The organism is Hymenobacter negativus, assembly GCF_017571495.1.
GTDB classification, from domain to species: domain Bacteria; phylum Bacteroidota; class Bacteroidia; order Cytophagales; family Hymenobacteraceae; genus Hymenobacter; species Hymenobacter negativus.
This window is the reverse complement of record NZ_JAGETZ010000001.1, coordinates 891,876-915,887: the sequence shown is the minus strand read 5'-3', so window position 1 is coordinate 915,887 and position 24,012 is coordinate 891,876. Positions and strand designations below refer to the sequence as shown.

Here is a 24,012-nt window from a genome sequence, read left to right as displayed (position 1 = left end):
TGATGTTCAGCAATTGGGCCGTTTCGCGCTGGTTCGGGCAAAGTGGCACGGGTGGCGGTCAGCTGCTCGTCGGGGGCACAAGGAAGCGCGTACACAGAGAACAACAGCAAGCCCCGCCAGTAGCTGGCGGGGCTTTTTTGGGTGAGGTTATATTCGTGATTTCCCTTGTAATTACCTGTCTAGCGACTTTTGCTGATGACCAAACAAGAACGATTGGCAGGCTGTATTCTCGGCGGAGCCATTGGGGATGCCTGGGGCAGTGGTTCCGAAAACCTGCCGAAGGGTCCGGACCGGTCCACCTTTTATTTGCAGCCGCCGCCCAAGCGCGCACCCGTGTGGCAGTTGACCGATGACACCCAGTTAACGTTGGTGACGTTGGAAGCTCTCTGCCGCGCGCCGTTTCTGTTGCCGGCAACGCTCGCCACTGAATTGGCTGCCGCCCATGCACAAGGCCAGCTAACGGGGCTTGGAGCGAGTACCCTGAAAGCCTTGCGGGAATTACAAGCAGGTGGGCATTGGAGCCAGGTGGGACGTGAAGGAGCGTATGGGGCAGGGAATGGTGCCGCGATGCGCATCGCGCCTTTTGCCTTCTGGGCGCAGTATTCCCCAACCGAGCTCCACGACTTCTGCCGAATTACTCACCGCCAAGTGGATGCGTACGTGGGTGCACTGGCGGTAGTCCTAGCCATTCGAGCTATCCTTGCCGGGCAGTGGACAGGAGCAGCGCCGCTGCTGGACCTACTTGTGCCCCAATTGCCGGATACCCGCTTGCGTGACCGGCTCCTGGAAATACAAGCTTTGCCAGCGCACTCGTCCATTACCGACGTAGCACGTTTGGGCACGAGCGGGTACGTGGTGGATTCGGTGCCATTTGCCTTGTTTTGCGCATCGCAGGTGCCGTGTTTGGGGTTCACAGAGATGCTTGCGGCTATTATAGCAGCGGGTGGCGACACCGATACAAACGCGTCGCTAGCTGGTCAAATAGCCGGAACGCTGCTCGGGCAGCACCGCCTTCCTCCAGAACTGCTCCAAAAGCTTGTTCGAGTAGAAGGGTACGCTTGGTTAAATCGAGTGCTGCAAACTGCCCAGCAGAATGTAGGATAGTGCCTCGCTTTTTCTGCATTACTTAAGCGTACATGCTGGTCGATGCTACGGCAGCAGAAACAGAACACAAAAGCCCCGCCAGCCACTGAGGGGGCTGGGCGTTGCGGCAGGTTTCGAGGGCTATTCGTTCAGTGGCGCGGGAGCGGAACTGCTTGTATCTGCTACGTGAGCGTGCTGGCCCGCTGAGCAAAGCAACTTCGGTCTTTTGAGCAAAGTACTCCGGTGCTGGGTGGCCTAATTTTGTATTGTCAAGCAGCACTTCCCGCCGAAGCCTGCCCGCCTAGCCAGTACCCACCCGTCATGACCTCGAAGCAAACCAATCCCTACGCCGACCTGGTGGTCGTCTGCCGCGGCGACCAGCGCTACGGGAGCGAGAAAACCTACGAGGACCATGTGCTGGTGAGCGTGCTCGCCGGCGAGCTGCGCGTGGTGCAGGCCGACCGCACCCACCACTGCGGTGCCGGCGACACCGTGCTGCTGCCCCGCAACCAGCCGGCCACCCTGCTCAAATACCCCAAAGACGGCGCGGACTACCAGGCCGTGGTGATGGCGCTGCCCACGGCCCTGGTGCGGGCCTACTACGCCGAGAATACCCCCGCGCCCGCCGGGCCAGCGGCAGCCGGCCTGCTGGTGTTCTCTAAAAATCCGCTTCTGCAGAGCCTCTTCGCCTCCCTGCTGCCCTACCTGGAGCTGGAACACCACCTGCCGGAGAAGCTGCTGGCTCTCAAAACCACGGAGGTGCTGGAAGTCCTGCGCAGCCTCGACCCGCACAGCGACGGCGTGCTGGCCGATTTCGCCGAGCCCGGCAAACTGAACCTGGTGGCATTTATGGAAGCCAACTACCGGTTCAACATGCCCCTGGCCACGTTCAGCCGCCTTACCGGCCGCAGCCTCACCACTTTCAAGCGCGACTTCAAAAAAGCCTTCCAACTGAGTCCTCAGCGCTGGCTCACGCAGAAACGGCTGGCGCTGGCCCATTACCAGCTGGCCGAAAAAAGCCGTAAGCCCGTGGAACTGTACCTAGAGGTAGGCTTCGAAAACCTCGCGCATTTTTCATACGCCTTCAAAAAGCAGTTTGGCTACTCCCCAACGGCCCTGCTGGGCCAGGGCGAAACCCAGCGGCCCGCCACGGGCTGATAAGGCCAGCATCTGAGCGGTTTAGCCGTCGGTGCATCGTTGAACGAGGTAGGGGCGGGGCTTTCTCCCGCCCACCGTTCGCTCCGTCTCAACGATTATGCTCAACGACGGGCGGGGACAAGCACCACCCTTACACACTCCAAAAACGCTTAATCAGGTATTTGTAAATGCCTGCTGGCAGGGGTATCCCCTTGCCATAGTTGCCGGGTCGGAACGGTTCCACCGGTTCATTTTCTACATAAGCTTAAGTAAAGCACATGAAGTCAGCATTGGTCACCGGCGCAAACAAGGGCATTGGCCTGGAAGTCGCCAAACGGCTCGCCCAGCACGGTTTTTTCGTGTACCTCGGCAGCCGTAATCTGGAAAGCGGGGAGGCCGCGGTCCGGCAGCTCAACGGACTCGGGCTCACGGCCCTCGAAGCTGTGCAACTAGACGTCACCAGTCCTGAATCCATCTGGGCTGCCCGGGCGGCAATTGGGGTCAAAACCCCGGTGCTGGACGTGCTGGTCAACAATGCCGGGATTTCGGGCGGGCAGCCGCAGGCGGCCCTGCACGCCACACTGGAGCAGTTTCGGGCCGTATTCGAAACCAACGTGTTCGGCGTGGCCAGCGTCACGCAGGCCTTCATCGACCTGCTGCAACAGGCGCAGCAGCCGCGCATCGTCAACGTGAGTACCGCCATGGCATCCCTGTCGCTGTACGCCGACCTCGATAACCCTAATTTCGCCTTTCGGGTCCCCGTTTATCAGGCCTCGAAAGCAGCCCTGAACATGTACACCATCAACCTGGCCCACGAGCTGCGCGGCACTGCGTTCAAAGTCAACGCCGTATGCCCAGGCTACACCCAAACTGACTTCACCAGCCACCAGGGCACCAGCACTGTAGCCGAGGCTGGCGAGCGCATCTTGAAGTACGCCCTGCTTGGCCCGGACGGCCCCACCGGCCAGTATTTCAGCGAAGAATACTTCCCCGCCCCCGCCACCTGCCCATGGTAAACCGGCGGAGGCGCCCGAAAGGCGCCTTACAGGTCGAATAGCCCGCTGGCCAAATAGCCCCCAAAGCTCCGCTGGTATCTAGCGGGGCTTTGGGGGCTATTTGGCCAGCGGGCGCACCTACCGAATGGAGCCCGGCTTGGCCGGGGGGCGGCGCATGGCGGCGTCCACTTCCCGCTTGTGGGCTAGCCGCTGGTCAGCTGGCGTGAGGGGCCTTTTGGCGGGGCGCTTGCCGGAGAGTTGGGCTTTGCGGTCGCGCTCGGCGTGGCCCCGCATCATGCCGGAGAGCACCTGGCCCTGGGCTACTGCCGCGGGGTCGACTTGCGCCTGGGCCGCCGGAACGCACAAGGCCAGCAAACTGAAAACGAGCAGAACTTTCATGCCAATGCCACCCGACTGGATGAGTGCGCCGGTCAGGTGGCCAGGTACTATACGTAGCCAGCGCGACGCTGGTAGCCGCTGAAACCCGGCAAGGATGAAAATCGACTGGCGCAGTTATGATGATGCCTTGGGCTAAATGTCCGGAGCAGCGGCTTAGAACTTGATGTCGAATTTGCCGTTGGTCACCGTTTTGGTGCCCGCGCCGTTGGGGTCGGTGCCCGTGAAGGTGAACGTGCCCACCACATGGGATTGCCCGGCGGTGGTCGACGGGGCATAGGTGGTGACGGTAGCGCTGCCACCGGAACCTATGTAATTTTCACTCGGGCTGACGGTATACGCTGCCGAGTATCCGGTAGTGGCGCTGGCTGCCAGCGGGTAAGTACCTACCGCCCGGCCCATGTTCAGGGTCGTCATAGTCCCCCCCGAGCCATTGGTTAGTTTGCCCACCACAGTCAGCAGCGGCAGGTTGCCTAGCGAGATGAGGCCTCCCGTGGTGAAGACGGCCGTTTCCGTTTTGCCGTCTACCGTCCAGCTCATCTCATCGCTGCCGCTGGTATTGGGGGTATCGCTTTTATCTTTCGAACAAGCTCCTGTAAAAAGTAGCGCGCAAATGGCTACACCAGCGCGAAATGAATGATGATAGGTTGTCATAAAAAGAAAGGAGAAAGAGAAGGTTATTGCTAGTGCATTTATACGAACAAATATAATTAGGTATTAAAATTGATGATATTAATTTAGGTTTTCCCTTCTGGCTGGCTCCCAAGGGCAGGGGCTAGGTTGACGCCCGGTAGCCCGTACCTTTGCCCCGTGCAACAGTTAGAATCCTCCCTCAAAACCGCCCTGCAAACCGCCGCTCAGGCTGTTTTTGGCGTTGAAATCCCCGCCGCCAGCCTTACGCTCCAGCCCACGCGCAAGGAGTTTGCCGGCAGCTTCACCCTCGTCACGTTCCCGCTCACCAAAGCCTTGGGCAAGGGGCCCGAGCAAATCGGCCAGGCGCTAGGGGAGTGGCTGAAAACCCACGAGCCCCGCGTGAGCGGCTACAACGTGGTGAAGGGCTTCCTCAACCTTGAAATTGCCGATGCCGAGTGGCTGGCCCTGTTCGAGCAGCTGCGCCAGCAGCCTGCCGCCGCGCCCGTGCCCACCGAGGGCGCCCCGCGCCGCGTGGTGGTGGAGTACTCCTCGCCCAACACCAACAAGCCCCTGCACCTGGGCCACTTGCGCAACAACTTCCTGGGCTACTCCGTGGCCGAGATTCTGAAAGCTACCGGCGCCACGGTCACCAAAGCCAACCTGGTGAACGACCGTGGCATCCACATCTGCAAGTCGATGATTGCCTATCAGCACTTCGGCCAGGGCGAAACCCCCGAGAGCGCGGGCATCAAGGGTGACCACCTCGCCGGCAAGTACTACGTGCTGTTTGAGAAGCACTACCGCGAAGAAATCAAGCAGCTCGAAGCCGAAGGCGTGGCCACCGACATTGCCAAAAAGCAAGCCCCCCTCATGGCCGAGGCCCAGCAGATGCTGCAAGCCTGGGAGGCCGGTGAGCCCGCCGTGAAAGCCCTCTGGAGCCAGATGAATGGCTGGGTATACGAAGGATTCGACGCTACTTATAAGAACATCGGCGTCGATTTCGACCAGTACTACTACGAGTCCGAAACCTACCTGCTGGGCAAGGAGCGGGTGGAAGAAGGCCTGGGCAAAGGTGTGTTTTTCAAGAAGGAAAACGGCTCCGTCTGGGTCGATTTGCAGGCCGAGGGCCTCGACGAGAAGCTCCTGCTGCGCGCCGACGGCACCAGCGTCTACATCACCCAGGACCTAGGCACGGCTGAGCTCAAGTATCAGGATTTCGGCTACGACAGCAGCATCTACGTCATTGCCGACGAGCAGAACTACCACATGCAGGTGCTGCAAGCCACGCTCAAAAAGCTGGGCAAGCCCTACGCCGACGCCATCCACCACCTCAGCTACGGCATGGTGGACCTGCCCTCGGGCAAGATGAAATCGCGCGAAGGCACCGTAGTCGATGCCGACGAGCTGGTGCGCGACGTAGTGGCCGCCGCCAAAGCCGCTACCCTCGAAAAAGGCAAAACCGAAGGCCTCAGCGACGAGGAGCTCGAAGAGCTTTACCACCTGCTGGGCCTGGGCGCCCTGAAATACTACCTACTGAAAGTGGACCCCAAAAAGCGCATGCTCTTCAACCCCGAAGAGTCGGTGCGGTTAGAGGGCGATACCGGGCCCTTCGTGCAGTATTCGTACGCCCGGATTTCGAAGATTCGGCGCGACGCGGAAGAATCAGGTGTAGATGCTGCTGCTGATTTCAGTAAGCTTGTTTCATTAGAAGTAACTGAACGTGAGTTGGTGCAGCAGTTGGCCGGTTATGCTGGCGTAGTTGCTGAAGCTGCTCGTGCCCTTTCGCCCGCTGTAGTAGCGCAGTATGTGTACGAAGTTGCCAGAAGCTATAACCGCTTTTACACAGAAGTGCCTATTTTAAAAGAAGGCGACCCAATCAAAAAAGCCTTCCGGGTCGCATTGTCTGCTAAAACAGCTGAAATCATCAAGGCGTCGCTTGGCCTGCTGGGCATCAATGTGCCCGAGCGCATGTAGCGTGGATTTTGCGAGTCCGCGCATTATAAGAACGAATACCAGAACGGCCTATCAAGGCGCGGACTCGCAGCGTCCAAGCTACAGTTCTTACTTATGAAAAGCATTGCCGTTTACTGCGGTTCCAGTGCCGGAACCAACCCGAACTATATCACCCAGGCGCAAGCCCTGGCGAAGGCCATGGTAGCCCAGGGCCTTACGCTGGTGTACGGCGGGGGCCGCGTGGGCCTCATGGGCACCATTGCCGATGCTGTGCTGGCGCAGGGCGGCCAGGTCATCGGCGTTATTCCCGATTTTCTGGATGCCAAGGAGTTGGCCCACAAGGGCTGCACGGAGCTGCACGTCGTGAAATCCATGCACGAGCGCAAGCTCATGATGGCCGACCGCGCCGACGGCTTCATTGCCATGCCCGGCGGTTACGGTACCCTCGAAGAGCTGTTCGAAGTCCTGACCTGGGGCCAGCTCGGCCTGCACCGCAAGCCCGTGGCCCTGCTCAACGTGGACGGCTACTACGACCACCTCCTGCGGGCCCTCGACCGCATGCGCGACGACCAGCTTTTGCGCACTGAAAACCGCGACCAGCTTCTGCAATCAGCCAATCCCGAAGAGTTGCTGGCGCAAATGGCCGTCTACCAGCCCGTGGAGCTGGGGAAATGGCTGACGCCGCCAACCACCTGATGTAGCGCGGAATTTTAGTCCGCGAATCTGAACCATTGCCATACCCGGATTAAAAGTCCGCGCTACTACTGAATGAACGCAACGGAACAAGAAGAACGCGAATACCTGGAAGAAATAAAGGAGCAGCTCACGTTGGCGGTGCGGCGGGTTGATGACTCTGTGCGGCAGTTTTCCAGTGAGCTGCGGGAGAAGAAGGAGTACATCCACGAGCACCAGTCGGGCATGGATGATGCCGACATGGTGGCCGCCGGCCAGTCCATCGACCGCATGGCCTACACCGGGGCTGGGGCCGTGGCCCGCAAACGCAAGCTTATCAAGCTGATGCAGTCGCCGTACTTCGGTCGCATTGATTTCACCACTGCCAACGACGTAACCACACCGGTATATATCGGCGTGCATTCGTTCGTGGACGAGCGGCAGCGCCGCGGCCTCATCTACGATTGGCGGGCGCCCATTTCGTCTATGTTTTACGATTTCGAGCTGGGCGAAGCGTCATACACCACCCCATCGGGGCCCATCCACGGCCGCATCGACCTGAAGCGGCAGTATAAAATTCAGGACGGCCGCTTGGAATTCCTGATTGAAAACGGCGTGAACATCCACGACGAGGTGCTGCAGCGCGAGCTGGCCAAGTCCTCGGACGACAAGATGAAGAACATCGTTGCCACCATTCAGCGCGACCAGAACGCTGTCATTCGCAACGAGGAAGCTACGGTGATGGTCATTCAGGGGGTGGCCGGCTCGGGCAAAACTTCTATTGCCCTGCACCGCATTGCCTTCCTGCTCTACCGCTACCGCGACACCATCGGGGCCAAAGACATCCTTATTATCTCGCCCAATAAAGTCTTCGCCGACTACATCTCGAACGTGCTGCCCGAATTGGGTGAGGAGCACATTCCCGAAACCGTGATGGAAGAGCTGGCCGCCGACTTGCTCGGCAATCAGTTTCAATTCCAGACCTTTTTCGAGCAAGTGGCGGCCCTGCTGGAGCATCACAACCCCGCATTCATTGAGCGAATCCAGTTCAAATCCTCGTTTGAGTTCCTTAGCCAGCTCAATAAATACCTGCTGCACGTTGAGAACAACTACTTCAGCGCGGGCGAGCTGCGGGTAGGCCGCACCGTGGTGCCGCGCCAGCTGCTGCTCGACAAATTCAAGGCCTACCACCGGGTGCCATTGCTGAAACGGTTTCCGCTAGTGGCCGACGACGTGCGCGCCTACGTGCGCACCGCCGCCAATCGCAAGCTGACCAATGGGGAGAAAAACACGATAGGGGAGGCCCTGACGCGCATGTTCCGGTTCAACAACGTGCTGGATTTTTACCGCGACTTCTACCGCTGGATAGGCCGGCCCGAGTTGTTCCGCTTTGAACACGGCCAGACACTGGAGTATGCCGACGTGTTTGCCCTGATTTATCTGCGCATCCGCCTGGAAGGCATCTCGGCCTACGACCACGTGAAGCACCTGCTGGTGGACGAAATGCAGGACTACACGCCGGTGCAGTACGCCGTATTATCGCGGGTATTCAACTGCCGCAAAACCATTCTGGGCGATGTCAACCAGACCGTTAACCCCTACAGCGCGTCATCGGCCGAAGTCATTGAACGCGTTTTTCCGCAGGCCGACGTGGTGAGGCTTTACCGCAGCTACCGCTCCACAATAGAAATTACCGCATTTGCCCAGCGCATCACGCCCAACCCCAACATCATTCCGCTGGAGCGGCACGGCCGGGAGCCCGCCATCGTGCGCCACCCCGGCCCCGCCGAGGAACTGGAAGGCCTGCGGCAACTGGTCGCGGACTTCCGAAGTGGCGGCAGCAACTCGCTAGGCATCATCTGCAAAACGCCCCGGCAAGCCGAGCAGGTACAACAAGCGCTGGCGGAAGCTGGTGGCGGGCAACTGCTCACCGAGGAGTCCACCCATTTTAAGGAAGGCGTCATCATCACCACGGCCCACTTGGCGAAAGGCCTGGAATTCGATGAGGTCATCGTGCCCTTCGCCTCGGCCCGCAACTACAAGACGGAGGTCGATAAAAGCATGCTTTATGTGGCCTGCACCCGCGCCATGCACCAACTCACGCTGACGTATTCAGGCGACATTACCGCATTCTTGGGTGCCTAGAGGCTGCGGTTTCCTGGCAGCAATGTTGCTAAGCAGCCGTTCAATTCATTACGTAAAATAACCAGCAAGCGCAGTACCAAAACCCTACTGGCCCTCGTATGGTTAGGCACACAGTCGAGTAATCTCTGCATTTCCCAAACCATGAAAAATTCCCTGTTTCTCACGCTAGCCACTGCCGCTACGGCCGTGGTTTTCATCGCCGCCAAGCCCACAGCCCCCACCGCCATGACCACGCCCACCGAAACCACCGCTGCGCCTGCTTCGGTCTACGATTTCACTGTGAAATCCATCGACGGCAAAGACGTGACGCTAAGCCAGTACAAAGGCAAAAAGCTGCTCATCGTGAATACTGCTTCGAAGTGCGGCTTTACTCCGCAGTATAAAGAGTTGGAGGAGCTGTCGAAGAAATACGGCAATAAGGTGGTGGTGCTGGGCTTCCCGTCCAATAGCTTTAAACAGGAGCTAGCCTCAAACTCGGAAGTGGCCTCGTTTTGCGAAAAGAACTACGGCGTGACATTTCCGCTCTTCGAAACCGTAGCCGTGAAAGGCGATGACGCCGCCCCGCTCTACAAATACCTGTCGGACAAAACCCAAAACGGGGCCGTTTCCGACGCTCCAAGCTGGAACTTCTGCAAGTACCTGGTTGATGAGAAAGGCCACGTGGTGAAGTTCTACAACTCCAAAGTGACGCCCCTGAGCCCCGAGTTGGTGGCCGATATCACGAAGTAGGTTTTGACGCTTCTGATTTAGCAGCACGTCATGCTGAGCAGAGCTGAAGCATCCCTGGCGCATAGCGTAATCCAATCAACCGGGTTAGGTGCGCAAGTAGAGATGCTTCGGCTCCGCTCAGCATGACGTTCTTTTGTTTATTGATTGACTCCCTCTCGCTTCAACTGCTGTCCATGTCCCCCTGGATTTCCGCCTTCCGCCCCCGCACCTTGCCACTGGCCTTGGCCAGCATTCTTACAGGTGCCTTCCTGGCCGCCGCCAATGGCCAGTTCAACGGCCTCGTGGTAGGCCTGGCAGCCCTCACCACCATCCTGCTCCAAATCCTCAGCAACCTTGCCAATGACTACGGCGACTCCCAGAACGGGGCCGACAGCATCCACCGGCAGGGCCCGCAGCGCGCCGTGCAAAGCGGGGCCATCACCCCCGCCCAGATGAAGCGCGGCATGTGGATTTGTGGTCTGCTGGCGCTGGGCAGCGGCCTGGCGCTGCTGTGGGTGGCGCTGGGCGCGGCCGGATTAGGCTTGTTTCTCGGGTTTCTGGCGCTGGGGCTGGCGGCCATTTGGGCGGCGGTGAACTACACGGCGGGCTCGAACCCATACGGCTACGCCGGGCTGGGCGACATTTCGGTATTTCTGTTCTTCGGCATGGTGGGGGTGTGTGGCACCTACTTCCTGCAAACCCATACGCTGCCGCTGCAAGTGCTGCTGCCCGCCGCCGCGCTCGGCTGCTTCGCCACGGCGGTGCTGAATGTGAACAACATCCGCGACATCAACTCCGATGTACTGGCGGGCAAAATCACCATTCCGGTGCGGCTGGGGGCGATACACGCCCGGCGCTACCACTGGCTGCTGCTGCTCATTGGCCTGGGCTGTGCCACGGTGTTTGTGGCCCTCACGTACCATTCGCCGTGGCAGTGGCTGTTTGCGCTGGCCGTGCCGCTGTTCGCCTTCAACGCCATTCAGATATGGCAGCGGCAGGAATCGATGCAGATTGACCCGCTGCTGAAGCAAATGGCACTGAGCACGCTGGTGTTCACGCTGCTGTTTGGGGTGGGGCAAGTGCTGGGATAAAGCATTTATTGGCCGGTTACGTCTGTTTTGACAACCAAGCTATTTCGGCTTGCGGCTCAATTCACTTCCTAACCATGCCCAAAACTGTTTTTATCACCGGCACTTCCACTGGTATCGGTGCGGCAGCGGTGCGCCTCTTCGCTCAGCACGGCTGGCAGGTGGCCGCCACTATGCGCAACCCCGCCGACGCTAAATTTCAGGACCTGCCCAACGTGCGCGTTTATGCCCTCGACGTGACCGATGCGGCCGCTGCACCCCGCGCCATTCAGCAGGCGCACGCCGATTTTGGCAGCCTCGACGTACTCATCAACAACGCCGGCTATGGGCTCGTTGGCCCATTCGAGGCGGCTACCGATGAGCAGATTCAGCATCAGTTTGCCACCAATGTGTTCGGGGTTTTTGCCGTGACGCGGGCGGCGCTGCCCATCTTGCGTGCCCAGCAGTCCGGCGTCATCATCAACATTACCTCGGTGGGTGGGCGCACGGCTTTCCCAATGAATTCGCTCTACCACGCCACCAAGTTTGGACTAGACGGCTTCTCGGAGTCGCTGTGGTACGAGTTGGCGCCGTTTGGTATTCAGGTAAAAGTGGTAGCGCCCGGTGGCGTAGCTACCGACTTCGCCACCCGCTCCCTCCAGATGACCATCGACCCAGCCAACGACGCCGACCCCTACGCCGGGCAGGTGCGTAGCGTGCTGGCCGCTTTCAATGACCGCAGCGGCAACGCTTCCTCCGCCGAGCAGATTGCCGACGTCATCTACACCGCCACTACCGATGGTACGGCCCAGCTCCGCTACATTGCTGGGGAGGATGCCAAAGGCATTTTGGGTGCCAAAACCCAGATGAGCGAGGCCGAATTTTCGACCATGATTAAGCAGAATTTCGGACTGAACGGATAGTTTGAGTAGCACCTCCCATGTTGAGTGCGGAATCCGTCAGGTAATATCCGCCGGCTGTTGTCCGATGATTGTCATCACAAGCGTTTCAGCTATTTAGAATTCTGCAAATCAAGAAAGCGACTCCTGCGAGTCGCTTTTTTTGTGCTTTATCAATATAAAAATGACAGGCAGGCACGGCTGCATATAATTGGTTATCAGATGTTGGTGGCGCAAACGTTCCCGGCATCGATTGCGCAGATATATACTTGCTGAAGAGGACAGAATCTGGCTTATCTCGCTCACCTTGTGGGGGTAATAGGAACTTTAGAAGGAGGGCCGCAGGTGAATTCCCGGACAGATTCGGGTTGATTCAGCGGTGTGCCTTTACCATCCGGGGCGTATGGGGCCCACAGTAGAAAAGAGATTTTAAGGGAAGCGCAACGCTTCATAACGCTTTAAGAATTTGCTTATGCCTACTCCACACCTTTACCAACCCCCAAATTCCCATGAAACAAGTTCTTCAACACGTTTCCACGCGCGTGCTGCTTTCGGCGGCATTGCTGGCTGGCTACCCGGCTGCCGCGCAAACCACTCTCTACGTCGGGCCCGCGGGCACCGATAGCAACTCGGGAGCCTCTACCGCGGCACCCACTACGCTCACGCGGGCCATCACCGCCATTGCCGACGGCGGAACCATTTACATGCTGGGTGGCACGTACTCTTATTCTACTGGTGTCACCATTGCGTACGGCAACAACGGCACTACGGGCAAGCGCATTGAGGCCTACCAAGGCCAGGTGCCGGTACTGAACTTCTCTGGCCAGGCCACCGCCAACGCCAACCGGGGCTTCACGGTGAATGGCAACAAGTGGTACATCAAAGGATTGATAGTGGAGCGCGCCGGCGACAACGGCATCTACGTGGGTGGCAGCTTCTGCACTTTTGAACTCTGCACCACTCGCTACAACAAGGATTCGGGCCTCCAGCTGGGACGCTACGCTTCAACGGCCACCCGGGCCCAGTGGCCCCACGATAACCTAATTCTCAACTGCACCTCCTACGACAACCAGGACCCCGGCAACGAAAACGCCGACGGGTTTGCCTGCAAGCTGACCACCGGGGCCAACAACAAGTTCAAGGGCTGCATTTCGCACCACAACATCGACGACGGCTGGGATTTTTACGCCAAAACAGACACCGGGCCCATCGACCCCGTGACCCTGGAAGACTGCGTGGCTTACAGCAACGGTGCCCTCAGCGTGGGTTCCACTTCGGGAAGTGGCGACAAAAATGGCTTTAAGTTGGGTGGTTCCGGCATTGCGGTAGCCCATCTGGTGGTGCGTTGCGTGGCCTTCAACAACGGCCACCACGGGTTTACCGACAACGATAACCCCGGACCGATTACCCTCATCAACAACACGAGCTACAACAATGCCGTGTCGAACTACAGCTTCCGCGAAGGTGGCACCCACCGGTTTATCAACAACTTGTCGTTTCAGGGAGGCTCAAGCGACAAAACCATCGGTACGCTCGTGAGCAATTCGAACGTGTTCTGGGTGAGTGGGGCCAGCTCAAATGGCAAAGGCCTGGTGGTAAGTGCCGCCGATTTTGTGAGCACAACGGCTCCCGCCACGGTGGGCCGTACCTCCGGCAACGCGCCCGACTTAGGTAACTTCCTGGCCCTGGCCGCGGGCAGCGACCTCATCAATGCCGGCGTGGTGCCCACCATCCCCACTAACTCCGCTCCGGTTTCTTATACCTACAGCGGTTCAAACCCCGATGTGGGAGCACGGGAGTCGGGCAATACCACCACGCCTACTTCGTACACGCTGACTACGGCAGCCAGCCCCGCCGCCGGTGGCACCATCACGCGCAGCCCGAATGCCACTAGCTACGCCGCTGGCACGGTGGTCACGCTCACGGCGGTACCCGCGGCGGGCTACGTGTTCGCGGGCTGGAGCGGAGCGGCCAGCGGCAGCAGCGCCACGACCACGGTGACGGTGACCGCCAACAGCACGGCCACGGCCACTTTCACGCCGAGCACCGCCACCACGTATACGCTCACCACGACGGCCAGCCCAACGGCCGGCGGCACGATTACACGCAGCCCGAACGCCAGCAGCTACGCGGCGGGCACGGTCGTTACGCTCACGGCCACGGCGGCGGCGGGCTACGCCTTCAGTGGCTGGAGCGGGGCTTCCACGGCCACGACGGCCACGACCACGGTGACGGTGAATGCCAACAGCACGGCCACGGCCGCCTTTACAGCCACCGGCGGGGGAGCTACCACGCTCCGTATTGAGGATGCCGCAACTTTCGGTAATGGCTATTGCGGGGCCGACGGTTCGCGGCAAAATTCATACACGGGCGCCGACAATGGCTACTACATCAACCTGTCAAATTCAGCGGCCAAAGGCATCAACTGGAGCGTGAGCGTGCCCGCTGCGGGTACCTACACCCTGCGCTGGCGCTACGCCAATGCCGGTGGCAGCAGTGCCACCACGGCCAAGGTGCTGGTGAACGGGGCCACCGCCGTGAGCAGCGTGCCCTTCCCCAAAACCAGCAGCTGGACTACCTGGACCACTACCACGGCCAGCGTAGCACTCGCCGCCGGGGCTAATGCCATCCGCCTGGAAACCACGGTAGCTGCCGAGTTTGCCAATATTGATTGGATTGAAGTCGTGGGCAATGGCCCCACCGCCGGTGCCTGTGGTACCGCCCGAATGGCGGCCCCCGGTGCGACGGCCAATAACTCGGAAGCGCCGGCCCAGCCCGTAGAATCGCTGCGGCTGTTCCCCAACCCGGCCACGTCCAGCACAGCCTTGCGCTTTGAACTGGCGGCGCAAAGTCGGGTGAGCATCCGGGTGGTCGACGCGATGGGGGTGTTGGTGAAAACCCTGCCCGAGCAGCTCTACGAAGCCGGTGCCCACACCATCGCACTGGGCAATGCCGGGCTGAAGCCCGGGACCTACACGCTACTCCTGCTCAGCAACGAGGGCAAGCAGAACCTGCGCCTGGAAGTACGCTAGAGCGGTTCTTGAAACGCTGTATGAGTGCTTGAGTACGTCTATCCGCAGCGTGAACTGCAAAGTTCCCGCTGCGGATAGACGGCCCAGCAGCGGCCCGTTTTGGATAAATATCCAGCAAAAGCCGGCAAGCACAGAGCAAAATCTTTACGGGTTCCGGCAGCGGGTTCGGGGCCAACCGGGCTGCTTTTAGCGCAGCAGTTGGCTGGTGCCCCTTGGGTTTAACGGCAGGCTGGCCTGTTGGGGCCGGCGATTTTTCGACATGTCAGCTGATTTTGTAAATGCCCATTATTCATCCTTCACCAATTCCCACATTCCCATGAAAAACAGCTTTATTTCCTTGTTTGTCCTGCTGGGGCTGCTCGTCGGCTTCAGTGCGGCTGCCCAGACGTGTGCCGTTACTGGCTGGGCCACGCAAAACGGCGGTACCACCGGTGGCGGTACGGCCACGCCTACGGTCGTAAGCAACTACACCGATTTTAAAAATGCGGTGACCAATGCCGCCGTGAAAGTCGTCCACATCTCAGGAACCATCACTTTCCCCGCGGCAGGCAGAATCAGTTTTCAGGACCAAACCGGCAAAACCATTTACGGATTGCCCGGCTCCAGGCTGGTAACCTCCGACCGCACGGCGAGTGGCTCGGGCGCGATGTACATCAAGCGGTGCAGCAATATTATCTTCAAAAACGTCACGTTTGAAGGTCCTGGGGCCTACGACACCGATGGGAATGACAACATGACCATTGACAACTGCACCAACGTCTGGGTCGACCATTGTGATTTTCAAGATGGTGTGGACGGCAACCTCGACATCAAGAACCAGGCGGATTATATCTCCGTCACCTGGTGCCGGTTTGTTTACCTGAAGCCACCCATTGCCGGCGGCTCGGGCGGGGCTGATGACCACCGGTTCTCCAATCTGTTTGGTTCCAGCGATGGGGCCACCAGCGACCGGGGCAAGCTGCGCGTCACCATGCAGAATTGCTGGTGGGCCCAGGGCTGTAAGGAGCGGATGCCCCGCGTACGGTTTGGGAAGGTGCACATTGTCAACAGCTACTTTAGCTGCGCGGGCAACAACCACTGCGTGCGGGCCGGCTTCGAATCGGACCTACGGGTTGAGAGCAACTATTTTGAAAACGTGAACAATCCCATCGACTTGTTCGAGAATGATTTCACGGCCGTTTCCTCGCTGAACAATGTGTTTGTGGGCACCACTGGCAATACTGCTGGCAGCGGCACCGCTTTCACGCCGCCTTACTCGCTGACCATCACTCCGGCTGCCAATGTGAAAGCCCAGGTCACCAGCGCCACTTGTGGGGCCGGCGCTACCCTAAGCAGTCCCACCAGCTGCTGTGGCGGTGGCACCACACCTACTTCGTACACGCTGACGACGTCGGCGAGCCCCGCCGCCGGTGGCACCATCACGCGCAGCCCGAATGCCAGCAGCTACGCCACTGGCACGGTGGTCACGCTCACGGCGGTACCCGCGGCGGGCTACGTGTTCGCGGGCTGGAGCGGGGCGGCCAGCGGCAGCAGTGCTACGACCAGCGTGACGGTGACCGCCAACAGCACGGCCACGGCCACTTTCACGCCGAGCACCGCCACCACGTATACGCTCACCACGACCGCCAGCCCAACGGCGGGCGGCACGATTACGCGCAGCCCGAACGCCAGCAGTTATGCCGCTGGCACGGTCGTTACGCTCACGGCTGTGCCGGCGGCGGGCTACGCCTTCAGTGGTTGGAGCGGCGCTTCCACAGCCACCACGGCCACGACCACGGTGACGGTGAATGCCAACAGCACGGCCACGGCCAACTTCACGGCCACCAGTGGCGGGGGAACCACCACGCTCCGTATTGAGGATGCTGCAGCTTTCGGTAATGGCTATTGCGACATTGAGGGCTCCCGCCAGAGCTCCTACACCGGAGCCGACAATGGCTATTACGTCAACATCTCCAACTCCGTGGCCCGTGGCATCGACTGGCGGGTGAGCGTGCCCGCTACGGGTACCTACACCCTGCGCTGGCGTTATGCTAATGCCAGTTCTAGCAGCGCTACCTCCGCCAAAGTGCTGGTGAATGGGGCCACCGCCGTGAGCAGCGTGCCCTTCCCCAAAACCAGCAGCTGGACTACCTGGACCACTACCACGGCCAGCGTAGCACTCGCCGCCGGGGCTAATGCCATCCGCCTGGAAACCATTGTCGGCAATGAATTCGCCAACATTGACTGGATTGAAATTGTGGGCAACAGCCCAACTGCTGCCTCCTGCGGTGCCGCCCGGGCAACTGCTGCCGCCTCTGAGGGCATGCAAACTGCTGAAAACAGGGCTGAAAAAGCCACCCAGCCCCTGGCAGCACTGCGCTTATACCCTAATCCCGCTGCGCCAAACTCGGTGTTCACCTTTGAATTGGCTGCCAAAAGCCCGGTCACCGTCCGGCTCGTGGATGCCATGGGCCTATTAGTGAAAACCCTGCCTGAGCGAACCTACGAGGCTGGCTCGCACTCCGTAGCCCTTGGCAATGCCGGCCTGAAGCCTGGTACCTACACCTTATTGGTTGTGAGCAACGAGGGTAAGCAGACGCTGCGGGTGGAAGTGCGCTAGCACCCAGCCCAAATGCAATCAAAAAAGCCCTGTCGCCAAACGGCGACAGGGCTTTTTTGATTGCATATCAGAAGCTACTCGGCGGCAACCGGTGCGGCTGGGGCATCGCCCCCGGCAGGAGCCGACGAGCCTTCCGGATGGGGGCCCCGGCCTTTGCCACGGTTGCGGCCACCGCGGCTGCGGCGACGTTCGCCTTCAGCGCGGGGCTCGCGGGTTTGGCTTGCGCTGTCCTTTGGTTCGCCTTCGAGCCGGGGCTCACGGGGCGGGCGGCCTTCGCCTTCCGGGCGTGGTGCGCGGGGCTCGCGGGGTGGGCGGGCTTCACCTTCCGGGCGCGGGGTGCGCTCGGGGCGGGGGCCCCGGTCGCGCCGTTCTTCGCCTTCGGGGCGGGGTGGACGCTGATAGGGCACGCTGGGTGCATGGCCGGCATCGAGGGCGGCCAGGGCATTTTTGGCATTTGCCAGACGCTCCAGGTGTTTGGGGTCTTTGGGGTCGGGCGCGTCGCGGCGGGGCGGGCGGCTGCCGTCGCGGCCACCGTCCCGGCCTCCACCGCCACCTTCGCGGCGTGGGCCACGGTCACCACCTGCGGCACGGGGCCCACGCTCGCGGCTTCCGCCACCAGGTCCGCCGCCGTTGCCGCCACGGGCCGGGCGGCCCCCGATTTTACCACCCAGGCCGGCGAAGCGTTTGGGGTCGAATTCCGGCGCTTCGCCCAGGCCAAGCTCTTCGGTGATTTTCTGCTTCTCGATGTCGCGCTCAATGAGCTTCTCAATCTTCACCACCCGGTCCTGGTCCTGGTCCGAGATGAAGGTGATGGCCGTGCCTTTGGTGGCGGCGCGGGCCGTGCGGCCGATGCGGTGCACGTAGTCCTCGGCGGCGCGGGGAATGTCGTAGTTCACCACGTGGCTTAGCGAGTCGATGTCGATACCGCGGCTCAGCACGTCGGTGGCTACCAGAATGGGGAACTGCTTGTTTTTAAAGGCGCGCATGATTTCCTCGCGCTCTTCCTGAGTGCGGTCGGAGCTGATGCCACGGGCTTCGATGCCGAGCTTGTTCACAGCTTTCACAATGCCGCCCACAGCCGCCTTCTGACTGGTGAAAAGCACCATACTCTGCACATCCTGGGTTTTGATGATGTGCTCCAGAATGTAGATTTTCTGGCGGTCGTACGCCATGTAGAACTGCTGGTCGATGCCAGCGGCGGGCTTGGAAACGGCCAGTCGGATTTCGTCGGGGTTGTTGAGAATCTGCTGCGAGAACTCCCGGATTTTGCCCGGCATGGTGGCCGAGAACAGCAGCGTCTGGCGCTCCTTGGGCAGCTGGCGCACGATGTTGAAGATGTCATCGCTGAAGCCCATGTCCATCATCTTATCGGCCTCATCCAGCACGAGGTACTTGATTTGGTCGAACTTCACGTAGCCCATTTGCAGGTGCGCAATGAGGCGGCCGGGCGTGGCAATGATGATGTCGGCTCCCGAAGTGAGGGCGCGTTTCTGCTGCTCCCAGTTCTCAGATTTGCCGCCGCCGTAGATGGCAATGCTGCTGGCTTCCACGTAGTAGCCAAAGCCCATCACCTGCTCGTCGATTTGGGTAGCCAGCTCGCGGGTAGGCACCAGGATGAGGGTGGTAGTGTGGCCGTGCTTAGCGTGCGAAATCTTGTCGAGCAGCGGTAGGAGGTAGGCGGCAGTTTTGCCGGTGCCGGTTTGGGCGCAGGCAATCAGGTCTTTGCCTTCGATGATTTTGGGGATGGCCTGCTCCTGAATGGGAGTGGCCTGCTGGTAGTTCATGGCGTCGATGCCGGCCAGCAGGTCGTCATGGAGGCTAAATTCGTGAAACGTCAAGGTTCAGCTAATAAAAGTTGTAAAAGGCTGACCTTGATGCCGTGGTCAGCAAACCGCTTGATTTGAGGTAAAGATACGGCAGGCGGGGCGGAGGCTGGCATGCGAGTCAACCGTTGCATACTGAACGTTATGCGGAGCGTAGCCGAGGCATCTCGCGTGCCATTAGCTGGGTAGGCTCACTGTATTGCCATGCCACGCAAAATGCCTCGGCTACGCTTCCGCATGACGTTCTTTAGGGTTCTTAATAAGCCCACTCATGTCCTCCCTCGACCGTTTTTCTGCCCAGGCTGCCGATTATGCCCGCTACCGCATCGATTACCCCGCAGAGCTCTACGACTGGCTATTGCCCCAGGTGGAGAGCCGGGAGCGGGCCTGGGATTGCGCCACCGGCAACGGCCAGGTAGCCGTGGTGCTGGCCGATTCTTTCGTGCGCGTCGATGCCACCGACCTCAGCGAAAAGCAGTTGGCCCAGGCCCCGCCGCGCTCTAACATCAGCTACCAGCCTGCCACCGCCGAGCACACACCCTTCCCCAACCAGCGTTTCGACCTTATTACCGTAGCACAGGCAGTGCATTGGTTCGAGCCCGAAGCCTACCACGCCGAGGTGCGCCGCGTGGCCCGGCCCGGCGCCGTGCTGGCCGAGTGGGGCTACGGCCTCATCCAAATCAGTCCGGAAGTCGACCCGCTCGTCCAGCATTTTTACCGCGACATGATGGGGCCTTATTGGGATGCCAACCGCTGGCACATCGACGATGAGTACGCTCGCATCCCGTTCCCATTTGCGGAGGTGCAGCGGGCCCATTTCGCGGTGCGGCGGCAGTGGTCGGCCGCGTGGTTTTTGCAGTACCTGCGCACGTGGTCGAGCGTGGCGAAATACCAGAAGGAGCGGGGCGAAGACGCCGTGGCACTGATTGCAGAGGAGCTGACGCGGCTGTGGGGTGCCGGCGAGCGGGAGGTTACGTTTCCGGTATTTGCGCGAACGGGCCGGGTAGAATAATTAGGGCCGCTCCACGTTGGAACCTCCCAATTACTTTGCCATCGTATGATTCGAGTGGTTACCCAGATGCGGGCCGTCCTGCTTTTTTACCGCAGCGTCGCGCCGTTTGTATTAGGTGTGAGTGCATTGTTGCTCGGGTTTGTGCTGCTGCCGCTATTGCTGGAGGGAAAAGCGGGCGGGAGCCTGCCCACGCTGCTGCTGGTGAAGGTGCTGACTTACCCAGTGGTGTGCTACCTGGCCGAGCAAATGCGGCCCGACCAATACTGGTTTTTCTTCAACCTGGGCCTGACGCGCCGACGCCTGTGGACCAGCCTGGCTGCGCTGGACAGCCTACTGTTCCTGGGCGTGGCAGTCCTCCTAAAGTCTTTGCTTGCATGAGCCCGCTCCTTCGCGAAGCTGCTGGGCCTGGTAGGGCCGTGCTCGAAGCCGATGGCATTCAGCTGGCGTTTGATGGCCGCAAAATTCTCAGCGACATTTACCTGCGAGCTCAGGCTGGCCAGATAACCGGCTTGCTGGGCCGCAACGGCAGCGGCAAATCCACGCTGCTTCAAACCATCTTTGGGGCCCGCACCGTGCCCGATGCCTCCGTGCGCGTGGATGGCCACCGGACCGTGCCCGCCTTCCGCACGCCGGGCCTGCTCAACTACCTGCCGCAGGCGCAACTGCTGCCGCCAAATCTGTCGCTCCGCCAGGCAGCCCGCATGCTGGGCGTCGGGCTGGACGAGGCCACGGCCGCATTCCCGGAGTTGCGGGCGCAGCTCAACCACCGGCCCGGGGAATTATCGGGTGGCACCTTGCGGCTGGTGCAGGTGTTGCTGCTGCTTCATGCCGACACGGTTTTTTCGCTGTTTGATGAGCCTTTCACTGGCGTTATGCCGGTGCACATCGAAACCCTTGGCGCGGAAATGCGTCGCGCCTGCCAGCGCAAAGGCATTGTACTCACCGACCACCGCTATGCCGAGGTGTTGCCACTGTGCGACGTCGTTTATTTGCTGCACCAAGGCCGCTTGCTAAAGCTAGGCGCCCACCCGCGCGAAGAGCTGCTCGACTACGGCTACCTGGCTCGCTGAGGTCCCGCATGAAGCCATCGGCTCTTGCGGCTGAAGTGTCGATTATGTACCCTTTCCCTAAAAGTATGCTCATTGCCCCCAACTACCTGCCCGCTACGCCCGTGCTGCTATACGATGGCTTTGAGGCAAATTGGTGGACGCAGCCGCTGCTTCTGCCAAGGCGTGGCGGTGGCACCTTTGCCGCCCTGCTGGGTACTGACGCGCAGCCCATTCGCAACGCAAGCGCGTGGTTGAGCAAGGACGATTTTCAGCAGGTTTTGCGCGATGTACGGGCGCAGGTCCGGGACTGGTCCGGCCAAGGCGATATGGTGTATCTGGGCTACAATGACTTGCACCTGCAATGCGTGCGCGATGGCAACGAGCTGTGGGTAATAGCGGCCGGTGAGCGGCAGCCCGCTCGCTATCAAACGTTCCTGCACGGAAGCTGGCCATTGGCTTAACCAATTGATTCGAATTATGATACCTGATTTCCCAGTGGCATTACCCTTTGCTCAGCTGCGTATCCTTGAGCTGGCCTCCGTGTTGGCCGGCCCGCAGGTGGGCCAGTTTTTTGCAGAGCTGGGGGCCGAAGTGCTGAAAATTGAAAGCCCGGCCGGCGACGTCACCCGTACCTGGAAAACAGCGGCTGAAACAGCGGCTAGTTCTGAGGCGGGCGATGCTTCGGTTTCGGCTTATTTCGCGGCCTCCAACTGGGGCAAGCAGTCGCTGATACTGGACCTGACTACGGCCCCTGGCCAAGCTGAGCTGCACCGCCTGGCCGCTTCTGCCGACATCATTCTGGCCAGCTATAAGCCCGGCGATGCCGAGAAGCTGCGCGCCGACTACGCCACGCTTTCCAAAGCAAACCCGCGCCTTATCTACGGCCACCTCACTGGCTACGGCCCCGATGCGCCCCGTGCCGGCTACGACGCCGTGCTGCAAGCTGAGGCCGGCTTCATGCACCTCAACGCCGCCGGTCCCGGCCAGTCACCCCAGAAAATGCCTGTGGCCATGGTCGACCTGCTGGCCGCTCACCAGCTGAAGGAAGGCCTGCTGACGGCGCTTTACCAACGGGAAAAAACCGGGCGCGGGGCACTGGTGCAGGTAAGCTTATTGGACAGCGCTCTGGCTTCGCTGGCCAATCAGGCCGCCACATACTTAGTGACGGGCCGTGACCCGCAGCCACTCGGGTCGGGCCACCCCAGCATTGTGCCCTATGGCACTGTTTATACCGCTGCCAATGGCCGGCAGCTGGTGCTGGCCGTGGGCTCTGATGGTCAGTTTCGGCATCTATGCCTGGTGCTGGAACGGCCTGATTGGGCATCCAATGGCCGCTTCGCAACCAATGCGGCCCGCGTGACCCATCGCGCTGAGTTGGAAGCCCTGCTCACTGAGCGCATTGCCGAGGTGAATGGCGACGAGCTGCTGGCTGAGCTGGAGCGCCGGGCCGTGCCCGCTGGTGCCGTGCGCTCGGTGGGGGAGGCGCTGGCCCAGCCTTCGGCGCAGGCCATGCTGCTGCCTGGCGCAGGCGGCCTGCGGGCGGGGCTGCGCACGGTAGCATTTTACAGTACAGGGTGGGCAGCAGCGGCCCAACTGGTGGCCCCACCAACCTTGGGCGCACATGCCAAACCCGTTGATTCTGAATTAGAATAATAATTCACTGAAACTAAGCGGCGGCTTGCCTTCGTACCTTTTACCAGCAGCAACATAACCGGGTGCGGCATCCCATCCGTACCGATACTGCCCACTGTCTTCTTTTCTTGCGCCGCTGTTTGTAGAGCGCTATTCCCTTTTCGCATGGCCAAATCAACCACCCAAAAAAGCACTAAGCCCGAGCTGTTCACCACGGTTGAGCCAGCGGCTACGCCTGCCGCCGACCCTATCAGTGCCCCGCTCCGCACTCCCCGAAAGCCGGCCAGGCCCAAATCCGGCAAAACCGCCAGCACGAAGAACGAGAAAACGCCGGCCACGCCAGCCCCTGTCGTGTCCGATACCGGGCACAGCGGCGCCACTGCTACCAACGACCATCCTACGGCCGAAGCCGGCTCACCGGTACAAGCGCCTGCCGACCGCCTCGACCAGATTTTTGAGGGCCTCAAGCAAAAGTCCACCGCTAAGCAAGCCATATTTCGCAATACACAGGCGGCCTTTGACTGCTTGCGCCTGGTGTCGCAGGAACTGGTGGTGGAGCTCACGCGCCGGCTCACGCCCCTCGATTCGAGCGTGGTGATTGAATATCGGTCCATCAACGACATGGAGTTTCACATTCGGTTTTCGGGCGACTTGCTGGTATTCGTCATGCATTCCAACATTGTCACCTTTCCCGACGAGTACGGCCCCATGCCCAGCAAATACGTGGAGGCTGATTTCCGCCGCCGCTTCTTCGGCCACATCATGGCCTACAACTTCATGGCCGACAGCATCAAGTACCAGCGCATGAATGACCCCGGCTACCTCGTGGGCCGCCTGTTGGTCAACATCGAGAACCACTACTTCCTCGAAGGCGTGCAACAGCTGGAGCTACCCGACAATGACATGTCGGATAACATCATTTCGCCCGATGCCATGCGCCTCTTCGTGGAAAGCGCTATGATTGCCGCCGTCAACAATGACCTGGTAGCCCCATTACTGCCCGAAATTCAGAAAATCAGCGTCAAGCAAAAGCTGGAAAACCAGCAGGTAAGCCGCGGCAGCAAAGTCGGCTTCAGCTTCTCGGCCCAGCAGCAACAGACATTCTAGGTTCAGCGCCTGCTATTGCGGGCAGGTACGACAAAATAAAGCTAAGCCACACTCAAAAGATGAGAAAAGC

At 60.2% G+C, this 24,012-nt stretch carries 20 protein-coding genes; 17 read left to right on the top strand and 3 right to left on the bottom strand.

Annotated elements, in window-relative coordinates; all coding sequences use genetic code 11:
* Positions 1-195 precede the first annotated feature (195 nt).
* From J4E00_RS04100 to J4E00_RS04090, 3 genes are all read left to right on the top strand, one after another.
* A complete protein-coding gene (locus J4E00_RS04100) occupies positions 196-1,104 on the top strand; it encodes an ADP-ribosylglycohydrolase family protein (protein WP_208173728.1) in 909 nt (302 codons plus the stop codon).
* A 300-nt stretch (positions 1,105-1,404) separates the two neighbouring features.
* Positions 1,405-2,241: an AraC family transcriptional regulator gene (locus tag J4E00_RS04095; RefSeq protein WP_208173727.1), complete on the top strand. Its 837-nt coding sequence runs from the start codon at positions 1,405-1,407 to the stop codon at positions 2,239-2,241.
* Positions 2,242-2,498: 257 nt separating this feature from the next.
* Positions 2,499-3,236 (top strand): SDR family oxidoreductase, encoded by a 738-nt coding sequence (locus J4E00_RS04090; RefSeq protein WP_208173726.1) that lies wholly within the window; start codon positions 2,499-2,501, stop codon positions 3,234-3,236.
* Positions 3,237-3,353: 117 nt separating this feature from the next.
* Here J4E00_RS04090 and J4E00_RS04085 read toward each other — a convergent pair whose 3' ends face one another.
* Complete coding sequence (locus J4E00_RS04085) at positions 3,354-3,614, bottom strand: hypothetical protein (protein WP_208173725.1); 261 nt, start codon at positions 3,612-3,614, stop codon at positions 3,354-3,356.
* 153 nt (positions 3,615-3,767) lie between these two features.
* Positions 3,768-4,265, bottom strand: coding sequence for a hypothetical protein (locus tag J4E00_RS04080; RefSeq protein WP_208173724.1), 498 nt, complete (start codon positions 4,263-4,265; stop codon positions 3,768-3,770).
* A 156-nt stretch (positions 4,266-4,421) separates the two neighbouring features.
* Between J4E00_RS04080 and argS the strand changes: the two genes are divergently transcribed.
* The 8 genes from argS to J4E00_RS04040 all read left to right on the top strand — a co-directional run bounded on the left by argS (position 4,422) and on the right by J4E00_RS04040 (position 17,319).
* Positions 4,422-6,218, top strand: a complete 1,797-nt coding sequence (argS, locus tag J4E00_RS04075) for an arginine--tRNA ligase (protein ID WP_208173723.1) — start codon at positions 4,422-4,424, stop codon at positions 6,216-6,218.
* Positions 6,219-6,311: 93 nt separating this feature from the next.
* Positions 6,312-6,893, top strand: coding sequence for a TIGR00730 family Rossman fold protein (locus J4E00_RS04070; RefSeq protein WP_208173722.1), 582 nt, complete (start codon positions 6,312-6,314; stop codon positions 6,891-6,893).
* A gap of 72 nt (positions 6,894-6,965) precedes the next feature.
* Entirely contained in the window at positions 6,966-9,014 is a 2,049-nt protein-coding gene (locus J4E00_RS04065; protein ID WP_208173721.1) for a HelD family protein, read from the top strand.
* 141 nt (positions 9,015-9,155) lie between these two features.
* Positions 9,156-9,743, top strand: a complete 588-nt coding sequence (locus tag J4E00_RS04060; RefSeq protein ID WP_208173720.1) for a glutathione peroxidase — start codon at positions 9,156-9,158, stop codon at positions 9,741-9,743.
* Between the two features lie 173 nt (positions 9,744-9,916).
* On the top strand, positions 9,917-10,813 hold the full coding sequence (locus J4E00_RS04055; RefSeq protein ID WP_208173719.1) for a 1,4-dihydroxy-2-naphthoate polyprenyltransferase: 897 nt from the start codon (positions 9,917-9,919) through the stop codon (positions 10,811-10,813).
* A 74-nt stretch (positions 10,814-10,887) separates the two neighbouring features.
* A complete protein-coding gene (locus tag J4E00_RS04050) occupies positions 10,888-11,712 on the top strand; it encodes an SDR family oxidoreductase (RefSeq protein WP_208173718.1) in 825 nt (274 codons plus the stop codon).
* Positions 11,713-12,197: 485 nt separating this feature from the next.
* Entirely contained in the window at positions 12,198-14,720 is a 2,523-nt protein-coding gene (locus J4E00_RS04045) for an InlB B-repeat-containing protein (protein ID WP_208173717.1), read from the top strand.
* 316 nt (positions 14,721-15,036) lie between these two features.
* Positions 15,037-17,319: an InlB B-repeat-containing protein gene (locus J4E00_RS04040; protein WP_208173716.1), complete on the top strand. Its 2,283-nt coding sequence runs from the start codon at positions 15,037-15,039 to the stop codon at positions 17,317-17,319.
* A gap of 74 nt (positions 17,320-17,393) precedes the next feature.
* Here J4E00_RS04040 and J4E00_RS04035 read toward each other — a convergent pair whose 3' ends face one another.
* The gene (locus J4E00_RS04035) at positions 17,394-19,157 is read right to left on the bottom strand and encodes a DEAD/DEAH box helicase (protein WP_236049409.1); all 1,764 of its coding nucleotides are present in this window, start codon (positions 19,155-19,157) and stop codon (positions 17,394-17,396) included.
* Between the two features lie 256 nt (positions 19,158-19,413).
* On the opposite strand from J4E00_RS04035, the gene J4E00_RS04030 reads away from it, so the two are divergent.
* From J4E00_RS04030 to J4E00_RS04005, 6 genes are all read left to right on the top strand, one after another.
* Positions 19,414-20,154 carry a class I SAM-dependent methyltransferase gene (locus J4E00_RS04030; protein ID WP_208173715.1) on the top strand — a complete coding sequence of 247 codons (741 nt, stop codon included), beginning with the start codon at positions 19,414-19,416 and terminating at the stop codon, positions 20,152-20,154.
* Between the two features lie 45 nt (positions 20,155-20,199).
* Positions 20,200-20,532, top strand: coding sequence for a hypothetical protein (locus J4E00_RS04025; RefSeq protein WP_208173714.1), 333 nt, complete (start codon positions 20,200-20,202; stop codon positions 20,530-20,532).
* Entirely contained in the window at positions 20,529-21,224 is a 696-nt protein-coding gene (locus J4E00_RS04020; protein ID WP_208173713.1) for an ATP-binding cassette domain-containing protein, read from the top strand. Before J4E00_RS04025 ends, J4E00_RS04020 begins: the two co-directional genes overlap by 4 nt.
* Before the next feature lie 65 nt (positions 21,225-21,289).
* Entirely contained in the window at positions 21,290-21,664 is a 375-nt protein-coding gene (locus tag J4E00_RS04015) for a hypothetical protein (protein ID WP_208173712.1), read from the top strand.
* Positions 21,665-21,680: 16 nt separating this feature from the next.
* Complete coding sequence (locus J4E00_RS04010) at positions 21,681-22,856, top strand: CaiB/BaiF CoA transferase family protein (RefSeq protein ID WP_236049408.1); 1,176 nt, start codon at positions 21,681-21,683, stop codon at positions 22,854-22,856.
* A gap of 144 nt (positions 22,857-23,000) precedes the next feature.
* Entirely contained in the window at positions 23,001-23,942 is a 942-nt protein-coding gene (locus J4E00_RS04005; protein WP_236049403.1) for a hypothetical protein, read from the top strand.
* The last annotated feature ends 70 nt before the right edge of the window (positions 23,943-24,012 follow it).

What these genes read in the sequence shown, in the direction of transcription:
- J4E00_RS04015 (WP_208173712.1), top strand. Translation starts at nt 21,290, where the DNA reads ATGCTCATTGCCCCCAACTACCTGCCCGCTACGCCCGTGCTGCTATAC.
- J4E00_RS04095 (WP_208173727.1), top strand. Translation starts at nt 1,405, where the DNA reads ATGACCTCGAAGCAAACCAATCCCTACGCCGACCTGGTGGTCGTCTGC.
- J4E00_RS04040 (WP_208173716.1), top strand. Translation starts at nt 15,037, where the DNA reads ATGAAAAACAGCTTTATTTCCTTGTTTGTCCTGCTGGGGCTGCTCGTC.
- J4E00_RS04050 (WP_208173718.1), top strand. Translation starts at nt 10,888, where the DNA reads ATGCCCAAAACTGTTTTTATCACCGGCACTTCCACTGGTATCGGTGCG.
- J4E00_RS04065 (WP_208173721.1), top strand. Translation starts at nt 6,966, where the DNA reads ATGAACGCAACGGAACAAGAAGAACGCGAATACCTGGAAGAAATAAAG.
- J4E00_RS04090 (WP_208173726.1), top strand. Translation starts at nt 2,499, where the DNA reads ATGAAGTCAGCATTGGTCACCGGCGCAAACAAGGGCATTGGCCTGGAA.
- J4E00_RS04085 (WP_208173725.1), bottom strand. Translation starts at nt 3,614, where the DNA reads ATGAAAGTTCTGCTCGTTTTCAGTTTGCTGGCCTTGTGCGTTCCGGCG.
- J4E00_RS04100 (WP_208173728.1), top strand. Translation starts at nt 196, where the DNA reads ATGACCAAACAAGAACGATTGGCAGGCTGTATTCTCGGCGGAGCCATT.
- J4E00_RS04020 (WP_208173713.1), top strand. Translation starts at nt 20,529, where the DNA reads ATGAGCCCGCTCCTTCGCGAAGCTGCTGGGCCTGGTAGGGCCGTGCTC.
- J4E00_RS04070 (WP_208173722.1), top strand. Translation starts at nt 6,312, where the DNA reads ATGAAAAGCATTGCCGTTTACTGCGGTTCCAGTGCCGGAACCAACCCG.
- J4E00_RS04055 (WP_208173719.1), top strand. Translation starts at nt 9,917, where the DNA reads ATGTCCCCCTGGATTTCCGCCTTCCGCCCCCGCACCTTGCCACTGGCC.
- J4E00_RS04010 (WP_236049408.1), top strand. Translation starts at nt 21,681, where the DNA reads ATGATACCTGATTTCCCAGTGGCATTACCCTTTGCTCAGCTGCGTATC.
- J4E00_RS04025 (WP_208173714.1), top strand. Translation starts at nt 20,200, where the DNA reads ATGATTCGAGTGGTTACCCAGATGCGGGCCGTCCTGCTTTTTTACCGC.
- J4E00_RS04060 (WP_208173720.1), top strand. Translation starts at nt 9,156, where the DNA reads ATGAAAAATTCCCTGTTTCTCACGCTAGCCACTGCCGCTACGGCCGTG.
- J4E00_RS04030 (WP_208173715.1), top strand. Translation starts at nt 19,414, where the DNA reads ATGTCCTCCCTCGACCGTTTTTCTGCCCAGGCTGCCGATTATGCCCGC.
- J4E00_RS04045 (WP_208173717.1), top strand. Translation starts at nt 12,198, where the DNA reads ATGAAACAAGTTCTTCAACACGTTTCCACGCGCGTGCTGCTTTCGGCG.
- J4E00_RS04080 (WP_208173724.1), bottom strand. Translation starts at nt 4,265, where the DNA reads ATGACAACCTATCATCATTCATTTCGCGCTGGTGTAGCCATTTGCGCG.
- J4E00_RS04005 (WP_236049403.1), top strand. Translation starts at nt 23,001, where the DNA reads ATGGCCAAATCAACCACCCAAAAAAGCACTAAGCCCGAGCTGTTCACC.